The sequence below is a fragment of the Shinella sedimenti genome, assembly GCF_022601905.1.
GTDB lineage: Bacteria > Pseudomonadota > Alphaproteobacteria > Rhizobiales > Rhizobiaceae > Shinella > Shinella sedimenti.
Map to the genome: position 1 here is coordinate 353,181 of NZ_JAKVIN010000005.1, position 23,921 is coordinate 377,101.

The window sequence follows — 23,921 nt, forward strand, 5'->3', positions numbered from 1 at the left end:
CGACTCCACGGCGGCGTCGAACATACGGCTTTCCCGTCGCGATCAGCCTTTTGTGTCACTGCCCGCGTGAAAATTGAAGACCGCGCCCTCCTTGATGCCGCTCGGCCAGCGCGTCGTCATCGTTTTCAGACGGGTGTTGAAGCGTACGCCTTCCATTCCGTGAATATGGTGATCGCCAAACAGCGAGCGTTTCCAGCCACCAAAGGAATGGTAGGCAACAGGCACGGGGATCGGCACATTGACGCCAACCATGCCGATGCGCACACGGGTGAAGAAATCGCGCGCCGTATCGCCGTCACGGGTGAAGATCGACGTGCCGTTTCCGTATTCGTGGGCGTTTATGATGCCGACGGCCTCGTCATAGGATTTCGCGCGCAGAACCGACAGAACGGGTCCGAAAATCTCGTCCTTATAGATCGACATGTCCGAGGTGACGTTGTCGAACAGGCAGCCTCCGAGGAAGAAACCCTCCTCATAGCCCTGCAGCTTCACCCAACGACCGTCCACGACGAGCTTGGCACCGGCACTTTCGCCTTCGGTGATGTAGTTGAGTATCCGGTCCAGACTCTGGCGCGAGATGACAGGGCCCATGTCGGACGCGGGATCATCGAAGGGCGCAACCTTCAGAGCCTCGACCCGCGGGGCTAGGACTTCGATCAACCTGTCCGCCGTCTCGTCACCCACCGGCACTGCAACGGAGATTGCCATGCAGCGCTCACCGGCCGAACCATAGGCCGAACCGATCAACGCATCGACGACCTTTTCCATATCTGCATCGGGCATAACGACGAGATGGTTCTTTGCGCCACAAAGCGCCTGGACGCGCTTGCCGTTGGCGGTACCCCGGCTATAAATATACTGCCCGATAGCGGTCGATCCGACGAAGCTGACCGCATCGATATCCGCATGATCAAGAATTGCATCAACAGCCTCCTTGTCACCGTTGACGACGTTGAATACGCCGGCCGGCAGGCCCGCCTCATGCAGCAGCTCCGCGATCCGCATCACCACGGACGGCGCCTTCTCCGAAGGCTTCAGGATGAAGGCATTGCCGCAGGCGAGCGACACCGGATACATCCACAACGGAACCATTGCCGGGAAATTGAACGGCGTGATGCCGGCGACGACACCGAGCGGCTGGCGAATGGAGAAGCTGTCGACCTGGGATGCGACCTGCTCTGAATACTCGCCCTTCAGAAGATGCGGAATACCGCAGACGAACTCGACGACCTCGATGCCACGGGCGATCTCGCCCTTGGCATCCGCCAGCGTCTTGCCGTGCTCGCGCGACAGCAAAGGAGCCAATTCGTCGATGTGGCGCAACAGGAGATCGCGGAATGCAAACATCACCGTAGCGCGCTTCGCCGGCGGCTGCGCGCCCCAACGGACCTGTGCAGCTTTGGCGACCGCGACCACATCCGAAACGTCTGCTGCACTGGCGAGAGCCACCTTGGCCGTCGCCGTACCGAGCGCAGGGTTGAAGACATCGGCGATACGGCCGGAGTTGCCGGCCCAGATCTTGCCGTTGACGAAATGCTGTACGGTGTTCATGTGGGATTCCTTGGTTGGATTTCGGCTCGGCGCGCAGCCGGTGCACCTAAGACTGGCATGAAGTGATAGAAAACCTCAGGAGAGCGCGACGAGCTTTCTATTGCGCATGCGCGCCCTGATCTTCCAAACCGACAGGAACAGGATGATCGCGTATACGACCATGGCGAGCTTGCTGGAGATGAAGGCGGCGGGATCACCACCCGACAGGACGAGTGTGCGGCGGAAATGCTCTTCGAGCAGTGGGCCGAGTACATATCCGAGGAGCAATGGCCCGAGCGGGAAGCCCGCCCTGCGCGCCCAGATACCGAAGAGACCGGACAGGACGACCAGGCCGACATCGACGACATTCAACCGGATCGAATAGGTTCCGATGCTGATAAACATCATGATCATGGGATACATGTAGCTGGTGGGAATACGCAGCAGCCGGACCCAGACACCGATCAGCGGGATATTGAGGATGACAAGGATGAGATTGCCGACCCAGAAGCTCATGATCAGCCCCCACACGACCTGCGGGTGATCAAGGATAAGGCGAGGACCGGGCGCAATGCCGTGTACGATGAGCAGGCTGAGGATCAGCGCCATCGACGCCGAACCGGGAACGCCCAGCATCAGGGTTGGGATGAACGACGTGATGCTCGCGCTGTTTGCAGCAGCTTCAGGCGCCGTCAGCCCCTCGACGGCCCCCTTGCCGAAGCGGGACTTGTCCTTGGCGACACCGCGCTCGAGACCGTAGGCGATGAATGTGGAGACGGTTGCGCCGGTCCCCGGCAGCGCGCCGAAGAAGGCGCCGACACCGGTGCCGCGCAATATCGGACTGACGATCCGACGCAGGTCGTCGCGGGTCGGCAACATTGACCGCATCGTCACTGAGTTCACCGGGAGCATCTTACTGTTGTAACTCATGATGAGTTCGGCCACCCCGAACACGCCCATTGCGACAACGACTAGGCTTATGCCGTCCTTGAGCGTCAACAGACCGAAAGTGAAGCGGTCGGCACCGGAATCGACGTCGACACCGACGAGGCCGAGCACGATGCCGAACGCCGCCATACCCAGGCTCTTGCTCGCTGCGCTGTCGGACATCGCCGTCGTTGCAAACAGACCCAAGGTCATCAGGGCGAAATATTCAGGTGAGCCGAAAGCCAGCGCGACCTTCGAGATGGCGGGGGAGAAGATGATGGTGATTACGATGCCGATTGCAGCACCGCCGAAGGCTGCAAGCGTGGTCAACAGGAGAGCAACGCCGGCCCTCCCCTGACGAGCCATCGGATAGCCGTCAAGGCAGATCACCGCCGCATCCGTCTCGCCCGGCACGTTCATCAGGATAGCGGTTATCTTCCCGCCGTAACTGGTCCCGTAATAGATGCCCGCGATCATGATCAAAGCGAAACCGGGCTCGATGTGATAGGTCACCGGAAAGAGGATGGAGATCGCCGCCAGTGCGCCAAGCCCCGGCAGAACGCCGACGATCATGCCCATGACCACACCGAAGGCGCAGTAAAGCAGTCCTTGCCAGGACAGAGCCACGGAGAGCCCGAGAACAACGTTGCTGAGTATGTCGTTCATGCTTATCTCCCGAATGGCCATTTTACGATCGGCACAGGCACCGACAGAAGCACGGCAAACATGAGGGTTGCCGCCGCGGCGGCACCAGCCGCCAGCAGCAGGCGTGCCGTCCAGGAAAGCTTGTTTCCGATGGATGCCGTGATGAATATCTGCGCAAAAATCGCCGGCGCGAGACCGAGGTTCTCCACGAACAAGGCGAACACACCCAATGCGAGGATGACGAACAGGGCGACCTTGAGATCGAACCGCTCCTGTTCTTCTTCATCGGGCTGAACCACGCGGGCAGGCAGTTCCCCTGCACGGCTTTTCCACGCGATCGTCAGTGTCGAGACAACCCCGGTCGCTGTCATGAACAGTCCGAGCACAACAGGAAACGCGCCGGGCCCCGGGCGCGAGATGGAGCCCATGCGCAGCGTCATATAGGCGTATGTCACGACCGAGAGGCCGACTCCCAGGATAAGAACGCTGGGCCAATATCGAGAACCAAAACCTGCCTCTTCCATCGAATCCTTCTCCTGAGAGGGTTGCGATCAACGTGCGATAAAATCCCTGAGCTTGTTCAGGTCGCCTTCACGTTCTCCGAAGCGCTTCAGCAGATCGAAGAAGGCCTCGGTCTTCGCGACACCCAGGACCGGAGAGACGAGCTCGGTGAATTTGCTGTGATGGTCGTCCCATGTGAAGGGGCGACGCGGGTCACCGAATGGGATTTCCGATACGGTCTCGATCTTTTCACCGTTTTCCAGATAGACTTCGAGCCTCGTCTCATCCTCCGGTTGATCCGGCTCCACGATGGTTTCAATCTTCTGAAGAAGGTTCAGGATCTCCGGATCCTTGGTGATCTCGTCCTTGAAATCGAACGGGCCAAGATTGCGGCCGACCAGGGCCATGGCTATGCAGAACGGAATACTGAAGCGGCCTTCCAGACCGGTCTTTGGATTGGTCTTGCCGGCGGTAACCAGCGCCGTTCGGTCGAGATAGACGACGATACGTTCAATGGGGCGACCGTCGATCAGCGGGCGGGCCGCAAAGGCGGTCTCGGCCGGCGTATGCGTCGCGCGGCAGCTTGCATAGCGCTTGTAGCCGGTTTCAAGCAGCTCCCACCGTTCTATGAAATCGAGTTCAGGGATGACGAAAGTGTCGTCTCGCAGGAATGCGCTGAGCCAACCGTTCTGTTTCTCATAGAGCTGATGACCGCCGATGAAACCTTCTTTGGCCAGCTCCGCCGACAGGATACCGTCCATCGCAGCCTTACCGGCATGGAACGGCTTGCCATGTGTTCCGAACGAACCCAGCAAGCCGCTTGCGGTCGTGGCCACACAACCGAATGCATTGTCGATCTGACGTGCATCGAGGGCGAGGATCGAACTGGCAGCAGCTACCGCGCCCATGCGCCCGACCATCGATGTCGGATGAAAGCCTCTGACCTGCAAGGTGCGGCCGACGCCGAAGGTGCCGCCACCGCCCAGCCGCGCCATGACTTCGTAGCCCGTGACGAAGGCAGTGATCGCCTGCGCTTCGGTGCTGTCATACTGCTGTGCCATGGCAAGAGCGGTCGACCAGCACGGCCCGGACGGATGACCGCAACCCTGGCTGTGGGTATCATCGAGATCCATCGCATGTGCCATGGTGCCATTGGCCAGCGCCGCCATCATCGGCTGCGTGCTTCCTCCAAGGATGACCTGGGCCTTGCCGGGCATGTTCCACTGGGCAGCGAGCTTGCGGGGTGAGGATGCGGCGGCATCGTTCACTGCCGCGATCGCGACACCCAGATAGTCGACCAGGGCTTGTCTGGCAGCCTCCACGACCTCGTTTGGCAATGCGTCGAAGCTATTCTCAGAGACAAACTTGCTCAGCTGAGCGCCACGCAGGAACTCGGACATTCTATTCTCCAGTTTTTGTAAGATTGCGGGCCGATCGTGATATGTGCCCGATGCGAATTTGGCATTGGCCGGCCCTGATGGCCGGCCGTTAAAGTCAGGAAGACTATTCCTGGATCATCTTGGCGGCAGCCTGATACTGAACATACTGCGTTTTCAGGAGCGCCTTGAACTTTTCAGGACCTGCGGCATCGACCTGGAAGGAGGTTTCCGTCTGCAGTTTCTTGGCGACCGTCTCCGAATGAAGTGCCTTTGCGATAGCGTTGTTCAGGATTGCGACGACGTTGGCGGGCACGCCCTTCGGCGCCACGACGCCATAACTCTGGATGATGTCGTAGCCCGGCAATGTCTCTGCAACCGTCGGGACGTCAGGAAGCGAGGGATGCCGCTCCTTCGACGTCACGGCAAGATAGAAGGCGTCGCCGCCATCGATGTACTGTTTCACCTCATAGGGGAAGGCCAGGAAAAGCGGCACACGGCCGGATAGGAAGTCTGCGAACATTTCGCCACCGCCCTTGTAGGCCACTTTGATCATGCTGATGTCGGCTGCCGCGGAAAGCTCTGCAAACACAACGGCCTGTAGCGTTGCCTGGCCGGAAACCGGATAGGGAATCGTGCCGGGCGCTTCCTTCGCCTTTGCGATGAGCTCGGGAAGTGTCTTCACCCCAAGCGAATTCCATGCCGTCAGGAAGTAAGGCGTCGAAGCCAGGTTGATGACGGGCTCGAAATCGGTCTCGAAATCATAGCCCACGTCGGCGCCGATCACCGCCTGCGCTACGAGCATGGAGCTGCTCATGCTCATAACCGTGCAACCATCCGCCGAGGCCGCTTTGAGAGCCTGCGCAGCGATGGCGCCGCTTGCGCCGGTCCGGTTCTCGACAGTGATTGTCAGGCCCGGATGCTCCTTCTGCAACTCGTCCACGACCACGCGTGCCATCCAGTCGACACCACCGCCGGCCGAGAAGGGCACAATCCATTGCATGGACTTGCACGGGAAGTCCTCGGCCTGTGCCGGGCTCGCGAACGATGCCAGGCAAAGAGTGCCGACCAATGCCGAAATATACGTTTTCAGTGCCATTTTCCCGACCCCTCGGAGGTTGTTACTAAGCGTTGTTGATTTTCATGCGATGTCGATAATGCCCACGTTTCCTTCCAGCCGGATGGCGGTTCCATACGGTTGGGAATAGCTTGCGATGTTGCTGATAATCCTGGTCGATGTCTCGGCGTCCGCAATCCGCGGCAGACCGCGCTGCGACCGCTTTACGTCATAGGTCGAGACGGCATGCAGGCGAATGGAGCTCAGCCTACCGTTATCGAAGACGATATCGGCAATGGCTGCTTCATGCCATTCGAGATACTCGTTTCCGGAACGCAACGGCCTGATATTGTCCTTCTTCACACGGCCCGAGCGGATCGCATCGCGGTATTCGATGGCTTCCTGCGGCAGAGCGTCAGGACGCATTCCGCCTCTCAGATACATGTCCGGCGGGAACGCCTTGATGGTTTCACTCTGATAGAAGAAGTTCCCGAGACTGTAGAGGATCGGCTTGCCATTGTAGATCTCCACGCCCTGGAGGAGATGGGGCCCGTCGCCGACAATGACGTCGGCGCCTGCGTCGATCAGCTTTCTGGCAAGATTTTCTATACGTTCCGACGGATAGTGTCCTTCCGTCTCCTGGTGCAGGTGAACGATCACGTAATCGGAGGCCAGCTTCGCGTCGGCAATGGCGCGGCAGTTGCGACCAACGTCATAGGCGGAGGGCGTGTAGACGGCCAGGTTTTGCTGTGATTTCTCGAATACCTGTCCGAAGGCCAGGACTTGACCATCTCTGACGGCCTTCTTCATGTCCAGTTCGGTCATCAGCCTGGAGAGACTGGCAAAGGTCTCGTCATCGACCTCATATTTAACATCATGGTGTATCGCATTGATACCGGCCCGCCCGATCGTTAGCTGACCCTGTTCGCCGGCGGGGCAATGCGGCGGGAAATCCGTGCACATGGACAGAAAGCCGACACGACCGTTCGGTGTTTCGACAAATGTCGGACGTGTGGCCTCGGCCAGATTTTTACCGGCGCCGGCGTGAAGCAAGCCGGCACGGTCGAGGATCTCGGCCTCTTCGATCAGCATCTCCGCACCGTAGTCCATGCCATGGTTGTTCGACCGGCCGATCAGGTCGAGCCCCATCCACTTCAGCTCGTCCGCAACAAACGGATCGGCCTGTTGATACGATTGCTCCATGCCCATCGTATCAACAGGCATCGGCGCACCCTTGAATGTGTGGACCCGCGTCTCAAGATTGGTGCATGCGACGTCGGCACCACGAAGGATGTCCACGACGTCGAGAAAAGGCCTGTCCACGAAACTGGAATGCCGTCTTGTGCAAAGGGTCTCACCTGTAGCGGCAATACGAAGCACGAAAACCCCCATCTGCTTGGAAGCGCGGCCTGCATCCTCGGTTATCGAGGCTTTGTGCGTGGCGCGCAACCGATTGATATGGAAGCACTCTAGTCGCACATCATGGATGCGCCAAATGCAAATATAAGTGCGATAATTGCGCCAAGTAGATACAATGACGCCAGCAACAAGCCATAATACCTCATATGTTGCATCAATCGGTCATTCTCTGCATATATGGCCAGATCCCGGCCCACCGCCTTAATGGCGCTGAATTTGCCAGGCGGTGCGAAAGCCGGATGAATATGAACGGGCAGGATTGAGGGGAAAATGAACGTCAACTTCGAATTGCGCGATCTTCGGTTGTTCGTATCGGTTATCGACAACGCCTCGTTTCGCAAAGCCGCAGAACAAAACAACATCTCGCAGCCGGCCTTGTCGCGCAGGATTCAATCGCTCGAAACATCCTTCGGCGCTGTGCTGCTGGAGAGGTCGACACGGCAGGTCGCCCTCACCCCCTATGGCCGTGAAGTTGAGGTGATCGCACGCCGCACAATCCACGAGCTGGAATTTCAACTCGCCGCGATCTCGCGAAAGCGAAGCGAGGAGACCGGCCTTGTAAAAGTGTCGTGCCTGCATACGACGGCGTTTCAGTATCTTCCCTACGCCATCGAAAAATTCGGCGAGCGATTTCCCAATATCCGTTTCAAGATTTTCGAGGCACCTGCCTCGCAAGCCCTTGCGGCAGTAAGAAACAAAGAGGTGGATATCGGGATCAACTTTTTCGGCTTTTCAGACGAGAGCCTGTCCTACACGCCGCTTCTCGACGATCCCTTCATGATCGCAATCCCGCCCGGCCACCGCTTTATGGAGCAGGATGCCGTGCAATGGAGCGATCTTCAGGGAGAACGCCTGATTGGCGTGAACAGGGAGAGCAGCAACCGCATCCTGATCGATTCCAATCTCAGCAAGTCAGGAATCTACCTCGACTGGTTCTACGAGCTTACGCACTCCGCGACATCGATCGGCCTTGTCGAACGGGGCATCGGCATAGCGGTCCTGCCGAAAATCGCCATGTCGCCATCGCACCACCAGTCGGTCAAGATGATGCCCCTTATCAACCCGGTCATTACCCGCGCCGTCGGCCTTGTCCAGCGACGCGACCACATGCTCCCTTTCGCGGCCCAGAGCTTCCGCGACTTCCTGCTGCTGGAAGCCAATGCGGGCTGATATTCCGCGCCGCCTGCCGCATTTAACGGCCAGAAGCATATCAGCGGCGCTGTTGTCGCGCTCATCTCAATGAAGGCATGTGCCTATCGATCCTGCGCCAAAAAAGCCTTGCCGCGGCTACGAAAGAGCCAAACGGCGCCGACATTGACAAGAAGGATCCGCACCAGCTGGCTGGAGGTGACCAGCGCCACATTGGCATGCAGGGCAAGCGCGATCAGCGACATTTCGGTCGTTCCGCCCGGCGCCAGCGAAAGGAAGAGGACGCTGCGGTCGAGGCCGGCGAGCGGTGCGATAAGCAAGGCGACGCCCAGGCAGATGCTGACGAGGATCGGCAGGAGGCAAAGGCCATGGCGCAGGGAATGCCACAACAGGGACCAGTTCGTTCCGATGAAGTTGGAGCCGAGGGACGAACCGAGGATGAGCTGGGCAAGCACGATGCTGCCAGGCGGCGGTGCGGCGGCGGAAGCGCCCCCGAGATGGATGGCCGCGCTCAGAAGCAGCGGCCCGATGACTGGCGCGTTCGGAACACCCAACCGTTTCGCAAGCCACCACCCTATCGCACCGGCGCCGATGAGCCAGAGCCAATCGGCAACGGCGATATCGGCTGCGCTATGTTGGAAAATCTGGCTCGACTGCGAATCGACGTGAAACAGCGCCGCAAAGGCGAGCGGTACCACCATGACCAGAAGGAAGATGCGCGTGCCGTGTATCAACGCGATGCGGCGTTCGTCACCGCCTGCAAGCCCGCCCTGAAGGGCCATCTCCTGCAAACCGGCGGGCATGCCGGCGAAGTAGGCGGTGATGGGATCGAACCCCGCCACGCGGCGCAGATACTGATATCCCGCAAAGCCGCATAGAATCGTGGTCAGCGTGATCGCCCCAACGAGCATCAGCAAGGTGCCGATCTCCGTGAAGGCCGACGGCTGGAACGCCGAGCCGAGCATGACGCCAAGAATGGCTGCGAAGGGCGGACGGATCGGCCGTGTCCGGGCGAGAGGCACACCCGACAACGCAGCAAGCATTGTCACTGTCATCCCGCCCAGCATCCACGGCAAGGGCAGATGGAGCCGATGGAAAACCCAGCCGCCGGCTGCCGCGAGGGCAAGCGTTAGCGCAATGCGCCACGATAACACCGAGCGGAGGAAGCCGGTCACCACATCAATCATCGTCCTGCACTCATCTTTCGCTATGGCCAGACTGCGCGCGGCACCATCACCTCGCCGCGAACCAGCAGCCGCGCCGTGCGCATGATCCCAGCGGACCGCATCCGAAGGCCACCATCGACAAGCTCATAGTCGACGACGACGTCGATGTGGCCTGAAGGATGCTCCAACCTTAACAGAGTGGGAGACGCCGCGACCTCCTCTACGAGATCCGCGGCGACGCTTCCAGGTAGAAGCAGACTTGCGGCGATGCATTGCGCACCGGTTACCGCCATTGTCGGGTGACAGGTCGTCGGCATGAAATATCGCGCACTCACCGAACCGCCCCGGCAGGGCGGGCCGAGAATGGCGAACTTCGGCGTCACGGACCCCGCCACATCCCCCATGCCCATTCGCTTGCCGGCTTCGATCCGGACGGCTTCGCGTCGCGCCGCAAAGGCAGCATTCGCATCAAGCGCGCCAGGCGTCTCAGCTCCCGTCAGGCCGAACGCCTCGGCACGGGCGATGACAACGGGCATGGCTACATCGAGGCAGGTTACCTCAATCCCGTCGATCAAGTCGCGTGGATTTCCGGTCGGCAGCAGGCTGCCCGTCACGGAGCCGACGGTTTCGCGGAAGCTGAGCTGGATAGGCGCACTGGTGCCCGGCACCCCGTCGATCGCCAGCCTACCCTCGTACGAAACAGTGCCAGCCGGTGTCTGCACCATAGCATCCACAAGTGCCCCGGTATTGACCGCGCGAATACGTATCCGTGTTTCGCCGGGCTGTGCTTCGAAGAGGCCCATCTCGATGGCGGCCGGTCCAACACCAGACAGGATGTTGCCGCAGGTTGGCCTGAAGTCGACACGCCGTTCCTCTACGAGCACTTGCGCGAAGAGGTAGTCGATGTCGGCGCGGGGATCCTGTGACCGCGTGAGGATGGCAACCTTTGTCGTGACCGCGACCCCGCCCCCGATGCCGTCGATATTGTAACGGTGGCCGGAGCCAAGAGCGGCGATCAACACGTCCGCCAACGTCTCACGATCCTTAGGAAGGTCGTCCATGCGGAAATACGGACCTCTGGACGTCCCGCCGCGGAAAAGAAGAAATGGGATCGCGCGTTGCGACAAGTCAAAGTCCTCCTATGCGGGCATGCATGCGCCATGCCCGATGGAAAGTGCAGAGGTGGAAGCCCCCGAAGGTGGGATCAGCTCAGCGCATCGCGGATATGGCGACGGTAGCCGGGCCTTTCAGACAGACGCTCGGCGTAGGCCGCCAGGTTGGCGAACCCCTCACCGGCTTCGGGCAGCCGGAACCAGCGGTGGACAGATGGAGCCGCAACGATATCGGCGAGCGACAGCGCGTCACCGGCAAGGAAGTGCGAACCCGCCAGCAACTCGTCCATGGCCGTAACGGCCGCGAGCACGGCCGGCAGATCGCCATCGCCTGATCGCCCGGCCGAACGGGCCTTCCGTAACCGTGTCAGCGGCGGCGTCAGCGAGAGGGAGGCCCAGTCCATCCATCGGTCCACGATGCTTCGTTCCGCATGATCGTGAGGCCAAAGCGTGGTGGGTCCGTAGCGGCCGGCCAGGTAGCGCAACACCGCGTTGGACTCCCAGACGACCGTCTCGTCGTCACGCAGCACGGGCACTTTTCCAAACGGGTTCATCGCCCGGAATTCCGGCGTATCGGTGGCGCCAAAGCCGCGGCCCGTGAGGATGAGATCATAGTCCATGCCGAGTTCGTCCAGCAGCCAGAAAACCTTGGCGCTGTTGGAAGAGTTCGGGCGTCCGTAGACCGTCAGCATCATGCGTCTCCCTTGCCGGAAAGCCCTGCCATGAGCGGCCCGATGGGTGTGTCGGCGTCGAGCGCGAGGAAGGCGCGATAAACATTTCCCGCGTCCAGTTCGCCCAGGCTTGCCGCAGCGCAATCAACGAACTTGTCGCCGAGTTCGTCATCCGACATGGGATTGGCGGGACCTCGGCCGAAATTGGTGGATGCGCCGTCCTCGAAGACGCGGCCGTCCTTCAGCACCACACGCACATCGCCGCGATAGGCATCGGCATCCTGATGCGCGCGCGCGGTAATGCGCGGCAGCAGCGATGCGATGTCAGAGGTCAGGAAATGCGCATCGTCGAAGTCACCGAGACGGATGCGGCCGGCAGTCAGCGCCTTGGCGGTAAGGAACTGGACACTGAACTTCGCATCCAGCCCCGAGCGCGGCTCGGGCCGGTTAGTATGCGCAAGGCGACGTTCGTGCGTGCGGGTCTCGATTGCCTCGATGGCGTCGGCTGCAATAAGGCCTTCCCGTGCGACGATACGCAAAGCGGCGTCGATTGCGGAATGGGCGCTTCCGCAACACGGGTGCTGTTTGATCGCAATGCCGGGCTGCAACACTTCCAGCGGGCCGTCCCAACCATCCAGGATCGCATCGGCATCATAGGTGCCCGCGCCATTGAACAGATTGAAGAAGCCGTAATTGTGCTCGAAGGCCTCGAGGTTCGCGGTCATCCCGCGACGTGTCACGAGGGTGGCCATGATGCCGTTGTGTGCGGCCTGGCCGACATGCAACGGCTTCACTGGCGTACCAAAATTCGACTTCAAGCCAGACGCCATCGAAACCGCGACAGCCAGAGCGGTTGCCATCTGCTCCTCATCGAAGTCGAACATCCGGCCGGCGGCGGCTGTGGCGCCGAAAACGCCGAGCGTTGCCGTCGGATGCCAGCCCTTCTCGTAATGATGCGGAAGCAGACCGCGCGCCAGACGGGTCTCGACCTCGACGCCGGTAATCCAGGCTTCGATCGCCTTGCCGGAGGGAAGGCCGAGCGCCTCGGCCAACCCCAACACGACAGGCACGACCGGTGCCGACGGGTGTCCGCCCATCGTGGTCGAGCAATCGTCAAAATCAAGCGCATGCGCGGCCGTGCCGTTGACGAGCGCGGCGTGCAGCATGGAAGCGCGACGCCCGCCCCTGCCCCAAAGCGTTACCTGCCCCGGTGCTGCATCGCATTCCAGGACAGCCTCCAACGCATCGAGATAGGGCGCATCGGCCCCGGCCAGCGCGACACCGACCGTATCGGCAAAGGCGCGGCGCCCGATATGGACGGCTTCCTCAGGTACGGTGGCGAGGCGGATCGAAAGCGCCCGGCGGGAAAGTTCGCGTGCAAAACTCATATCTCTCGTCCCTTTGGATATCTTCAGAGCGTGGCGGCTTCAATGGCGGCCGTGAGGTCCGCAATGGTTGGCAGCTCATCGAGGCGCATCAACTGGCCAAAGATTTTGGTCGCGCCGTCGTCGGTAAGGCTGCGGCGTGCGCAGTCGATGAACTTCGCCTCCAGCATTTCCTGCGGAAGGGGAGCTTCCGGGCCGCGCCCGAGCGGAGCGGCCACCGTCTGGCGTAACACCGTGCCATCTTCCAGCGTCACCACGACCTCCGCGCCATAGTCGTTGGCGTCGTCGTCGTGAGGCTCCATGCGGATCAGGCCCATGATGCGCGTGACGGAGGGATCGTGAAGCGCCGCATCCTCGAAATGATCGAGCAGCACCGCCCCGTTTACGAGACCCCGCGCCACGGCGTAAGGCAGCGAGAACTTTGCATTGAGCGCGCTGGTCGCAGGATTGCGCACGTGCGGCAGCAGGCGGCGAGGATGCATCCGCACAAGCACATCTGTCACCGCGGCAGTGTTGCCGAGCGGGCCGTCGTGAAGCTGGATTGCCGCGTCGATCGCGCCATGGACGCTATAGACGCAGGGGTATTTCTTGATCGAAATGCCGGGCGCCAGCAGGTCTAGCGGCTCCGCCCATCCGGTCAGCATCCGGTCAATATTATAATTGCCGGCGCCATTGAAGACTTCCAGGAATCCTTGCGGATGCTCCAGTGCGACGGGCGAACCGGCGACGCCCTTGGAGGCCATCAGCGCGGCGAAAAGTCCGTTTCGCGCCGCGATACCCGCATGCAACGGCTTGGTCGACGTGCCGAAGTTGGCCTTCAGACCAGAGGCGAGAGAAGCGGAGATCGAGATCGCATTGGCGATCTCGTCCTGCGAAAGCTCCATCAGGACGGACGCAGCAACCGCGGCACCAAAGATGCCGAGCGTGGCGGTTGGGTGCCAGCCTTTTTCATAATGCTGGAAGTTGACGCCACGCGCAAAGCGCGTCGCCGCCTCGACACCGATGATATAGGCATCGATGAAATCCTTACCGCTCGCGCCTCTCATCTCGGCGAGCGCCAGCAAACCGGGCACGATGATGACAGTCGGATGGCCGGACAGGGATTTCGACGTGTCGTCATAGTCCAGCGCATGGCCAGCCGTGCCATTGACGAAGGCGGCGTCCAACATGCCGAGCCTCTCGCGACGGCCCAGGACAAGGCAGGAGCCCGCACCATAGAGCTCAGGCATGCGTGCGGCGTCGGTCGTGTCGGTCGGCGCACCCAGCAAGGTGCAGCCGATCATGTCGGCGATGGCGTTTCGCGCCCATTTCGCAGCGTCTGGGTCGAAGCTGTTCGGATCGAGCGCGACGACGCGCGCAGCAAGTTCGCGGGAGAGAGACATCGGGATCACCTTTCGTTGGCCGCGCACGAGGCGGAACGGTTCTGGGTGGTGGAAACAGGCTGCATCAGGCTCGTCAGACTGCGCATCGAGGGCTGATCGGGCAGCGCCATGAGGCTTGCGTAGAGGCGTGAGGTCCCGTCGGGCGAAAGGACACGTCCGGCACAATCGTCAAACTTCGCGCGGAACTGAGCCTCGGTCATCGGATTGGACGGGCCACGGCCCATGGCGACGCTTGCGCTCGCAGACAGGCTGCGACCATCGGCAAGACGCAACGTAACGTGGCCAAGCGACAGATCCGCTTCGTCATGGGCAACGAGCTGCACGCGGGCGGCAAGCGCAGACGTCGCGCCATCGGATAGCAACGGCTCCTCGAAATCCGCAAAGCCGACGGTGCCGGCGATCAGCGCGCGCGCCGTCAGATATTGGGTCGAGAACTTGGCATCCAGTCCATCACGCGGTTTTGGCCGGTCGATGTTTCGCAGGCGGCGCGCATGCAGTGCGACCTCGATCTCCTCGATTTCACCGACGGCGAAGGCGCCACGCAGTTCGCAGGCGGCGTCGATGGCGCAGTGAATAAAGGCGCAGCAGGGATATTGCTTGATCGCGATACCCGGCGAAAGGAGCGCGAAGTCCTTGCCCCAGCCGTCCAGAGCGGGCGCGATATCGGTCGTGATACCGCCATTGAAGGCAGCCATGAAACCAAATTTGTGTTCCAGCACAGCCGGTCCGGCCGTGAAGCCTTTTTCGGCCAGCAATGCGGCCTGCAAGCCGTTACGGTTGGCCTGCCCGGCATGCAATGGCTTCGTCATCGTTCCGGAATTGGCCCGGAGACCGGCAGCGCAGGACGCTGCAATCCCGATGGCGGCCGCCATGCGTTCGGGGGTAAGTCGCAGTAGCCGCCCGGCGGCGACGGCCGCGCCGATCACTCCGAAGGTGACGGTCGGATGCCAGCCGCTGTCGGCATGGGCGGGATTGGAAATGCGCGAAACGCGGATTTCCGTCTCGACGCCTGCGACATAGGCCGTCAAAAGGTCGGCGCCATTGCAATCGAGTTGATCGCCGAGCGCGAGAAGCGCCGGAACGATCGACACGGACGGATGACCGTCCATTTCGAGGTTGCAGTCGTCGAAATCCAGCGCATGGGCGGCAATGCCGTTGATCTGTGCGGCGTCGAGCGCATGCAGGCGCCCTTCACGACCGAAAAGCGCGGACGGGCCGGGAGCGGCGGACAGAACGGCGCCGGCCAGGTGCACGACGTCCTCGCCGGCACCGGCGATTCCGCAGGCGACCGTATCGGCAAAGGCGCGGCAAGCCCAGTCACGGGCGGCCGCGCTGAGGTCAGCAAGGCTCAGGCCTGCGGCGCGGGCCGCAAGCTCAGGCGTCAAAGACGTCACGGAAATCTCCTGTCTTTCGGGGTGGCCCGCCGCAGCGGCGGGCCGTAAAGTTCAGTGTTTGAGGATCTGGTCGAGGAAGGTGCGGGTGCGCTCCTCACGCGGATTGCCGAAGAACTCCTCGGGCGGCGCACTTTCGACCATCCGGCCGTCGGCCATGAAGACGACATTGTCCGCAACGGTGCGGGCAAACCCCATCTCATGGGTCACGACGATCATCGTCATGCCGCTTTCGGCGAGTTCGATCATCGTATCGAGCACTTCCTTGATCATCTCTGGGTCGAGCGCAGAGGTCGGCTCGTCAAACAGCATGATCTCGGGCTCCATGCAAAGCGAGCGGGCGATGGCCACACGCTGCTGCTGCCCCCCGGACAGCTGCAATGGGTACTTCCGCGCCTGCTCGGGAATGCGGACCTTGCGCAGGAAATGCATCGCAAGGTCTTCGGCGTCGGCCTTCTTCATATGGCGGGTGAGCATCGGACCGAGCGTGAGGTTCTCAAGAACCGTGAGATGCGGAAACAGGTTGAAGTTCTGGAACACCATGCCGATGTTGCGGCGGATGGCGTCTATGTTCTTCACATTGTCCGTCATCTCCAGACCTTTGACGAAGATCCGGCCTTCCTGATGCACTTCCAGGCGGTTGATGCAGCGAATGAGCGTGGATTTGCCGGAACCGGACGGCCCACAAACGACGACTCGTTCGCCCTTTCGGACATCGAGATCGACGGCGCAGAGTACCTGGAACTGGCCATACCATTTGGAAACGTTGTGCAGGCTGATGATCGGGGCGTCTGCCGCCTGCGTGGACGTGGACTGGGACATGAATTTCTCCGATTTCAGCTGTTAGATCCGGCCGCTGGCGATCCACTTCTCCACCTTGCGCGCATAGAGCGAGAGCGCGTAGCCGAAGAAGAGATAGACAGCCGCGACGAACAGGTAGGCCTCGACGTAGAACTTGCGCCAAAGCGGATCCTGCATGACAGCCGTGGTTGCGGTGAGAATATCGAACAGGCCGATGATGATCACGAAGGATGTGTTCTTCATGGCGGCAATGATGTGGTTCGTGATAGCCGGCAGGCAGATGCGCAGCGCCTGAGGCAGGATGATGCGACTGGTCGTCTGCCAGTAGGTCAGGCTGAGCGACGCTGCCGCTTCGTACTGCCCACGTGGAATGGCCTGGAGACCGCCGCGTATCACTTCCGCCTGATAGCAGGCGAAGAAGATGGCGATGCCGATCGTGATGCGCAACAGCTTGTCCACCTGGACACCTGCAGGCAGGAACAGCGGGAAGACGTTCACGGCGACGAAGAGGATGGTGATGAGCGGAACGCCGCGCAGGGCCTCGATAAAGACGACTGAAACACCCCTGGCGACAGGCAGCGGCGCACGTCGGCCAAGTGCAAGCAGCACCGCAACCGGCATGCCGAACAACACGGTGCCGGTGAAGAGCAGCATGGTGAGCGGGAGGCCGCCCCATTCGGACGTCGGCACATAGCGCAGCCCCAGGACGCCACCGAACATCAGCACGCCGATGGAGACGGCCGCCACCAACCATAGGGGCACGAGGAAACGCAAATTCCAGTTGCGCGGCATAAGCGAGACGACGACCGTGACGAGGTAGATAACCATCATCAGGACCAGCCGCCAATGCTCGTCATAGGGATAGAGCCCGAACAGCATCGGCCGGTGCTTTTCGACGATGACCGCCCAGCACGCGCCCGTGGCGGCCCGGCACACGTCAGGATCGGACGTGACCCATACCGCGTTGATCACGCCCCAATCCAGTACGAACCAGAAGAAGCGCAGCAGTACCGCGGCCGTAACGAGGGTCAGGAGGGTCTGCCAGACCGAGCTGAAAAGATTCCGTTTCAGCCAGTCGGCTGCAGACATGCGTGCAAGTGGATCGTAAGCGGCCGTGACGAGCCGAGTTTGTGAGGAAGCCGTCGTCATTCTACCGCTCCTTGATCGCCACGAGGCGGTTGTAGGTGTTCATCAGAAGCGAAGTCACGACACTGATGATGAGATAGACCGTCATCATCACGGCGATAGCCTCTACCGCCTGGCCGGTCTGGTTCATCACCGTATTGCCGATATTCACAAGATCGGGATAACCGACGACGACGGCGATGGAACTGTTCTTGATCAGGCTGACATACTGGCTCGTCAGCGGCGGCACGATCACGCGCAGTGCCTGAGGCAGAACGACGTAGCGCATGATGAAGCGCGGACGAAGCGCGATGGACCGGGCGGCCTCGACCTGCCCCTTGGGCGTCGCCTCGATGCCGGCGCGGACGATCTCGGCGATGAAACCCGAAGCATAAAGCGAAATCCCCGTCATCAAGGCTACGAATTCCGGGCTGATCGTGTAGCCACCGACGAAACTGAAGCCCTTGCGCTCGGGAAAACTGATCAGGTGCGGTGCACCGAAAGCAAGCCACACAACGAGCGGCAGACCAATGACGACGGCGAGGCTCGGCCAGAGCATATCGACGTGCTTGCCGGTCGCCTCGCGATGGCGCCGCGCCCATCGATCGCCAATGCCGGCGAGTACGATACCGCCAACCAGGGCGAGCAACATCCACCCATGCGCGGGATCGGCGACCGGGGTCGCGAAGGTCAGGCCCCTGTTGCTGAGGAAACCCAGTCCCCACAGCTCGAGGGCCTGACGCGGCGCAGGCAGGTTGCGGGTGACCGCCGCCCAGAAGATTACCTGAAGGATGACCGGGACGTTGCGCACGATTTCGACATAGCCCGTCGCGATGCGCTGCAGCAGCCAGTTATTCGAGACACGGGCAATGCCGACCGAAAAGCCGATGATGGTGGCAAGAACGATGCCGGCTGCCGAGACGCTGAGCGTATTCAGAAGGCCGACGAGCAAAGCGCGGGCATAGGTGTCACGCGCGGAATAGCTGATCAGCGTCTCGCCGATTTCGAACTGGGAGACTTCCCTCAGAAAGCCGAAACCCGTCGCAATATTCTGGCGCTGCAGGTTTTCGACCACGTTCTGGTACAGGAACAGCCCGACGAAGACGACAGCGGCCGCAAGGGCGATCTGGTAGGCTGCTGCGCGGAAGCCCTCACTGTAGAGCAAGTCCTTCGGCCGGCGGGCAGAAGACTGCCCGTCGCGTGCCGGAGTGGCATCGATCATATTATATCTCCAGTGGATATGCGTGCATGGAATCCGCGCCCTTCAGGGCGCGGATCGACCGACTTATTGCATCGGCAAACCGTAGAGCAGGCCGCCCTCGGTCCACAGCACGTTCTGATCCCGGTCCAGGGCCACAGGGCTATCCGGGCCGAAGTGGCGCATGTAGATATCCTTGTAGTTTCCGACCTGCTTGACGATGTCGTAGGCCCACGTATTTCCGACGCCGAGCTTGGTGCCGTTGTCGCCGATAACGCCCAACAGGGTTTGGACATCGGGGTCCGTCGAGGCCTTCATTTCATCGACATTGGCCTGCCCGACGCCCATTTCCTCGGCATTGAAGGTCGCATACACCACCCACTTGATCAGGTCGTACCACTGATCGTCACCCTGGCGCACTGCCATGGCGAGCGGCTCCTTGGAATAGATGCCGGGCAGGAGAACGTGGTCGGCGGGATTTTCCGTATCGACAGCACGCACGCCTGGAAGCGCCGCCTTGTCCTTCGTCAGCGCATCGCAACGGCCGGTCACGTACGCATCGACCAGCTGCTTGTTGTTTTCGATGACGACGGGCGTGTATTTCATGCCGCGTGCAGCAAAGATCTGGGCGACGTTACGCTCCGTGGTCGAGCCCGGCGCCATGCAGATCGCCGCACCGTCGAGATCCTCGACCTTGGTGATGCCGTCGTCCTTACGCACCAGGAAGCCGGTTCCCGTATAGAAGATCGGCGGAGAGAAATTGAGACCCAGCGCCGTATCGCGGCTGAGCGTGGCCGTCACATTGCGTGCCAGCACATCGACTTCGCCCGACTGGATGGCGGGAAAACGCTGCTGCGAGGACAGGGCAACGAAACGCACCTTGCTCGCATCGCCAAAAATGGCAGCGGCAACCGCATGGCAGAAGTCGACCTCGAAGCCGCTCCACTTGCCCTGACTGTCAGGCGCAGCAAATCCGTGGCGTGCCGGGTGGACGCCGCACAGAACCTCTCCACGCGCCTTGACGGCGGCAAGCGTATCGCCGGAGTTCGCCTGTGCTGCAGAGGCGCCCAGAGCACCAGCTACAACACCCGCCAGGACCGAGCGAATAACAGCTTTCAATATTGTCATGTCTTCTCCTCATCGTTCCCCAGGGCGGCGGGCTTTAGACCTCGCCATGTGATTGACGCCCCTTAGGTTACTGTATACATATGTATTCAATGGTATGCAATAGACATCAAACACCCTCGGGAAAATGCTTATGAACAACGACGATCTGGGTCTGGATACCCGCCTGGCGCATTGCGGCCGCTCGCCCGCTGACCACTCCGGCACCGTCAACACGCCCGTATACCGCGCCTCCACCATCCTCTTTCCCAACCTCGCAGCCCTTGACGCAAAAGAAAGCGCACGGCTGCGCTATGGTCGACGCGGCACACCCACCACACACGCACTTGAAGACGCAATCTGTGCCCTGGAGGGCGCGGACAAGGCGCTCGTTACGCCCTCCGGCGTCAGCGCGATCAGCATCATCCTCATGAGCTACGCAGAACCGGGCGCGCATTTCCTGGTGACCGACAGCGCTTATGGTCCGACGCGCAAGTTCTGTGAATTCACGCTGAAGAAGTTCGGGATTGAAACGACCTATTACGACCCGACCATCGGTGCAGATATTGAAACCCTCATTCGTCCCGAAACGAAGCTGATATGGATGGAATCGCCCGGCTCGCAGACCTTCGAGATCCAGGACGTCTCTGCGATCACCGAAGTGGCGCGCCGCCGCGGCATCGTGACCATCATCGACAACACGTGGAGCGGTGGTTACTTCTGCCAGCCTATCGCCCAAGGCGTCGATATCTCCGTCCAGGCCGGCACAAAATACATTTCGGGACACTCCGACCTTATGCTCGGCACGATCGCCTGCCGCGAGTCGGAATATGACCGTCTTCGCGAGGCCTATCTGCGCTTCGGCCTCTGCGTCGGACCGGATGACGCCTTTCTCGCCCTGCGCGGCCTGCGCACGATCGGCGTACGCATGGCCCAACACCACATCAACGGACTGGAAGTTGCACACTGGCTCGGCGAGCAGGAAGACGTGCTGCGCGTCATGCACCCGGCCCTGCCTGACGACCCCGGGCACATGTTGTGGAAGCGCCATTTCACCGGAGCGTCCGGCCTGTTCGGCTTCGTGATACCCGCCGTTGATCGATCAGCACTTGCCCGCATGTTCGACGGCTTCACACTCTTCGGCATGGGATCGAGCTGGGGCGGTTTTGAAAGCTTGATGGTGCCGAGCAATCCATCTGTCTACCGCACCGCGACCACCTGGGAGCCTGGCGGACAAACGATCCGCATCCATGTCGGACTGGAGAACCCGGCCGACCTTATTCGCGAGATACGCCAAGGGCTTGATCGTTTGCGATGACAGCCGCATGCATCTGCGGCTAGTGTTAAACGACAATTGTGGTACGGCAGAAAAAACGTCTGTATAGGGGCTAAGAGGTCACCCGCCCATTCGCGGGAGGCCGCGCTTGAAAGGCATAGGTAGTCGCATGAAGCAAGTGTTGGAGCCCAGCTCAGCGCGCCGCAATCCGGTCGACCACATCCTCGATCTCATCGAGAGCGGCGAATTGCGGCCGGGAAGCCGGCTGACCGAAACCGAGCTGGCGCAGCGACTTGGCATTAGCCGGACCCCGGTGCGCGAGGCCCTTCATCGGTTGCATACGATGGGGCTGGCCGAACATGGTCCACAACGTGGACTGGTCATCGCACATCCGAGCGTCGATCACATTCGCCAGCTGTTCGCGGTTCGTGAAGGGCTTGAGGGAATGGCAACCCGGCTCGCCGCAGAGCATGCATCACGTGCGGAAGTCAATCTGCTGCGGGAAATGGTCATGCAGGATCGCGAGCTTACCGATCCGCTCAAGCTTCTGGCGCGAAACAAGCTCCTGCATAGTCAGATCGTACAGGCCTCGCACAACAAGTTCATGGTAGAGGCGCTCAGCAACCTGCGGGTCCACCTGAGCCTCTTGCCAGGGTCCACATACACGAAGGCAGATCGCGTACAGTCCGCGCAGGCCGAGCACGAGGAAATTGTTGAAGCGATCGCACAGGGTGACGGCGATCGCGCCGAACGTGCCGCACGCCTGCATATTTCAGAGGGATTTCAGATACGCCTGAAGATGCTGGCTGAGGGCTCCAACGCTTGACGACCTGACCGTCAATCGCTGGGCGGATCTCACGACCCGCCAAGATGAGACGTTTGCTGCTCGTGGCGGCTTTCCTACCAGAAGAGATAGGAGCGCGCGATGAATGGGCGCGCTAAAGCACGCCCCGAAGCATCATCTCCAACCCGAGAAGCGCAAGCGCGATCAGAAAACAGCGTTTGAACGCCGCGGGGCTGACACGCCGCCTGATATACTGACCCATCCACATGCCGAGCAGCGCCGGAGCAATGGCGGCTGCGGAAAGCAGCAGCGTATCCATCTCAAAGACGCCCCGTGATCCTAACGCGGCGGCAAGCGCGACGGTGGACACCGTAAAGGAAAGGCCCAGAGCCTGAACGAGGTCATCCCTTCGCAGTCCAAGGGCTTGCACATAGGGCACGGCCGGAATGACGAAGACACCCGTCGCGCCGGCGACAAGGCCCGTCACGCCTCCGACAAGAGGCGAGAGCCAGCGTTCGCATTGCGGCCTGACCTGAAAGGGACGTGCGAGCAGGGTGTATACGGCATAGACAGCGAGCGCGAGCCCAAGCATGAAGGTGCCGAGAACCGCCCCTCCGTCTTTCAGAAGAGAGGAGCCGGCGAACGTCCCCAGGACCACGCCCGCCATCATGGGCCAAAGGCGCCGTACAATCGACATTATGCTCGGCCCCGCCAGCAGCTGCCAGACGTTTGTCACGAAAGACGGGATGATAAGCAGGGCAGCGGCAGCGAGTGGCGAAAGCAAGCCACCGAGACCCCCCATCGCAACGGTCGGAAGCCCCATGCCAGTGACACCCTTGACGATTCCAGCGACAAGGAATGTCGCGGCAACAGCAACGAGCAGCAGGGGGTCTGACAGGTCAATCATCCTCTTTTGATAGTTGACCTGAAAACCGCGACAATGCGGTTCTCCCTTAATGAGCCTTCGTCTGGACCGAAGCCTGAATCGGCTTTAAAATCGTGCCATGCGCTTCGACTTTACCGATCTCCGGCTGTTCCTCGCCGTTGCCGATGCTGGCAGCATCACGCATGGCGCGTCTGCCGTGGGGCTATCGCTTGCTGCAGCAAGCGATCGTTTGCGCGAGATGGAGATCACCGGGCAGGTCAAGCTCATGGAAAGGGGCCGCCGCGGGGTGGCTCTGACGGAAGCGGGCGAGGCACTGTCCCATCACGCCCGTGAAATCCTCAATCGGGCATCCGTCATGCGTGGGGAAATGGCGCGCCATGCCAAGGGGATACGGGCCACGATCCGCCTGCACGCCAATACGGCCGCCATCGCCGACGTTCTCCCGGCGCGGCTGGTGCCGTGGCTTGCCGCGAGCCATCAAGTCGATATCGACCTACAGGAGCGGCAAAGCCACGAAATCGCACGAAGCGTCGCCGCTGGATTTGCCGATATCGGCGTGTTGTCGCACGCGGCCGCCACAGACGGGCTGCAGCTGAAGCCCTTCACCGTAAGCAGGCTTGCCGTAGTGTCGGCGCAGTCCCATTGGCTTGCACACGAAAAGGACGTTCCGTTCTACAACATTGCCAGCGAATACTTCGTGGGATTGGAGACTGGCGCATTGCAGGATCACATCGACCTTCAGGCGGACCGGCTCGCCATGAAGCTCCGGTACCGGATCCGGCTGCGTACATTCGAGTCGATATGTTCAGCGGCAGGCAGTGGGATTGGTGTGGCGATCGTTCCCGAGACGATCGCACGGCGATGCCGGCGTTCGAATGCCATTGCCATCACCCCGCTTGTGGACAGCTGGGCAAGACGGCATCTTTCGGTCTGCTTACCCGCAAGTCTCGACATTGCGCCCGCGGCGCGGGAGCTGTTCGACCATCTGGCACAGCCTTGACAGACGAAGAGGTCCGGTTTCACGGCACCCCTCAAT

Annotated in this window: 21 protein-coding genes; 4 read left to right on the forward strand and 17 right to left on the reverse strand. The window is 61.0% G+C overall.

Annotated features, from left to right (window positions below):
• Positions 1-42: 42 nt before the first annotated feature.
• The 6 genes from MKI86_RS13935 to MKI86_RS13960 all read right to left on the reverse strand — a co-directional run bounded on the left by MKI86_RS13935 (position 43) and on the right by MKI86_RS13960 (position 7,428).
• Positions 43-1,551, reverse strand: coding sequence for a CoA-acylating methylmalonate-semialdehyde dehydrogenase (locus MKI86_RS13935; RefSeq protein ID WP_241601509.1), 1,509 nt, complete (start codon positions 1,549-1,551; stop codon positions 43-45).
• A gap of 75 nt (positions 1,552-1,626) precedes the next feature.
• Positions 1,627-3,123 carry a tripartite tricarboxylate transporter permease gene (locus MKI86_RS13940; RefSeq protein ID WP_241601510.1) on the reverse strand — a complete coding sequence of 499 codons (1,497 nt, stop codon included), beginning with the start codon at positions 3,121-3,123 and terminating at the stop codon, positions 1,627-1,629.
• A 2-nt stretch (positions 3,124-3,125) separates the two neighbouring features.
• A complete protein-coding gene (locus MKI86_RS13945) occupies positions 3,126-3,626 on the reverse strand; it encodes a tripartite tricarboxylate transporter TctB family protein (RefSeq protein ID WP_241601511.1) in 501 nt (166 codons plus the stop codon).
• A gap of 27 nt (positions 3,627-3,653) precedes the next feature.
• Entirely contained in the window at positions 3,654-5,003 is a 1,350-nt protein-coding gene (locus MKI86_RS13950; protein WP_241601512.1) for an MmgE/PrpD family protein, read from the reverse strand.
• A gap of 103 nt (positions 5,004-5,106) precedes the next feature.
• Positions 5,107-6,078: a Bug family tripartite tricarboxylate transporter substrate binding protein gene (locus MKI86_RS13955; RefSeq protein ID WP_241601513.1), complete on the reverse strand. Its 972-nt coding sequence runs from the start codon at positions 6,076-6,078 to the stop codon at positions 5,107-5,109.
• 42 nt (positions 6,079-6,120) lie between these two features.
• Positions 6,121-7,428, reverse strand: a complete 1,308-nt coding sequence (locus MKI86_RS13960) for a CapA family protein (RefSeq protein WP_241601587.1) — start codon at positions 7,426-7,428, stop codon at positions 6,121-6,123.
• Between the two features lie 297 nt (positions 7,429-7,725).
• On the opposite strand from MKI86_RS13960, the gene MKI86_RS13965 reads away from it, so the two are divergent.
• The gene (locus MKI86_RS13965) at positions 7,726-8,625 is read left to right on the forward strand and encodes a LysR family transcriptional regulator (protein WP_241601514.1); all 900 of its coding nucleotides are present in this window, start codon (positions 7,726-7,728) and stop codon (positions 8,623-8,625) included.
• Between the two features lie 83 nt (positions 8,626-8,708).
• Here MKI86_RS13965 and MKI86_RS13970 read toward each other — a convergent pair whose 3' ends face one another.
• From MKI86_RS13970 to MKI86_RS14015, 10 genes are all read right to left on the reverse strand, one after another.
• Entirely contained in the window at positions 8,709-9,791 is a 1,083-nt protein-coding gene (locus MKI86_RS13970) for an AbrB family transcriptional regulator (protein ID WP_241601515.1), read from the reverse strand.
• 20 nt (positions 9,792-9,811) lie between these two features.
• Positions 9,812-10,897 (reverse strand): 4-oxalomesaconate tautomerase, encoded by a 1,086-nt coding sequence (locus tag MKI86_RS13975; RefSeq protein ID WP_241601516.1) that lies wholly within the window; start codon positions 10,895-10,897, stop codon positions 9,812-9,814.
• Between the two features lie 77 nt (positions 10,898-10,974).
• Positions 10,975-11,574, reverse strand: coding sequence for a glutathione S-transferase family protein (locus tag MKI86_RS13980; protein ID WP_241601517.1), 600 nt, complete (start codon positions 11,572-11,574; stop codon positions 10,975-10,977).
• On the reverse strand, positions 11,574-12,941 hold the full coding sequence (locus MKI86_RS13985; protein WP_241601518.1) for an MmgE/PrpD family protein: 1,368 nt from the start codon (positions 12,939-12,941) through the stop codon (positions 11,574-11,576). The genes MKI86_RS13980 and MKI86_RS13985 overlap by 1 nt, the downstream gene beginning before the upstream one ends.
• 23 nt (positions 12,942-12,964) lie before the next feature.
• Positions 12,965-14,320 carry an MmgE/PrpD family protein gene (locus tag MKI86_RS13990; RefSeq protein WP_241601519.1) on the reverse strand — a complete coding sequence of 452 codons (1,356 nt, stop codon included), beginning with the start codon at positions 14,318-14,320 and terminating at the stop codon, positions 12,965-12,967.
• 5 nt (positions 14,321-14,325) lie between these two features.
• Entirely contained in the window at positions 14,326-15,714 is a 1,389-nt protein-coding gene (locus MKI86_RS13995; protein ID WP_241601520.1) for an MmgE/PrpD family protein, read from the reverse strand.
• A gap of 51 nt (positions 15,715-15,765) precedes the next feature.
• The gene (locus MKI86_RS14000; RefSeq protein ID WP_269470865.1) at positions 15,766-16,533 is read right to left on the reverse strand and encodes an amino acid ABC transporter ATP-binding protein; all 768 of its coding nucleotides are present in this window, start codon (positions 16,531-16,533) and stop codon (positions 15,766-15,768) included.
• 21 nt (positions 16,534-16,554) lie between these two features.
• Complete coding sequence (locus tag MKI86_RS14005) at positions 16,555-17,601, reverse strand: amino acid ABC transporter permease (RefSeq protein WP_241601589.1); 1,047 nt, start codon at positions 17,599-17,601, stop codon at positions 16,555-16,557.
• A gap of 61 nt (positions 17,602-17,662) precedes the next feature.
• Positions 17,663-18,859 carry an amino acid ABC transporter permease gene (locus MKI86_RS14010; RefSeq protein WP_241601521.1) on the reverse strand — a complete coding sequence of 399 codons (1,197 nt, stop codon included), beginning with the start codon at positions 18,857-18,859 and terminating at the stop codon, positions 17,663-17,665.
• A 63-nt stretch (positions 18,860-18,922) separates the two neighbouring features.
• Complete coding sequence (locus tag MKI86_RS14015) at positions 18,923-19,963, reverse strand: amino acid ABC transporter substrate-binding protein (protein ID WP_241601522.1); 1,041 nt, start codon at positions 19,961-19,963, stop codon at positions 18,923-18,925.
• A gap of 130 nt (positions 19,964-20,093) precedes the next feature.
• Between MKI86_RS14015 and metC the strand changes: the two genes are divergently transcribed.
• Both metC and MKI86_RS14025 read left to right on the forward strand, forming a co-directional pair.
• The gene (gene metC, locus MKI86_RS14020; protein WP_241601523.1) at positions 20,094-21,257 is read left to right on the forward strand and encodes a cystathionine beta-lyase; all 1,164 of its coding nucleotides are present in this window, start codon (positions 20,094-20,096) and stop codon (positions 21,255-21,257) included.
• A 127-nt stretch (positions 21,258-21,384) separates the two neighbouring features.
• Complete coding sequence (locus MKI86_RS14025; RefSeq protein WP_241601524.1) at positions 21,385-22,041, forward strand: GntR family transcriptional regulator; 657 nt, start codon at positions 21,385-21,387, stop codon at positions 22,039-22,041.
• Positions 22,042-22,153: 112 nt separating this feature from the next.
• Here the strand turns inward: MKI86_RS14025 and MKI86_RS14030 are convergent, their stop codons facing one another.
• Positions 22,154-22,906, reverse strand: a complete 753-nt coding sequence (locus MKI86_RS14030; RefSeq protein WP_241601525.1) for a sulfite exporter TauE/SafE family protein — start codon at positions 22,904-22,906, stop codon at positions 22,154-22,156.
• Between the two features lie 97 nt (positions 22,907-23,003).
• On the opposite strand from MKI86_RS14030, the gene MKI86_RS14035 reads away from it, so the two are divergent.
• Complete coding sequence (locus MKI86_RS14035) at positions 23,004-23,885, forward strand: LysR family transcriptional regulator (protein ID WP_241601526.1); 882 nt, start codon at positions 23,004-23,006, stop codon at positions 23,883-23,885.
• Positions 23,886-23,921 lie beyond the last annotated feature (36 nt).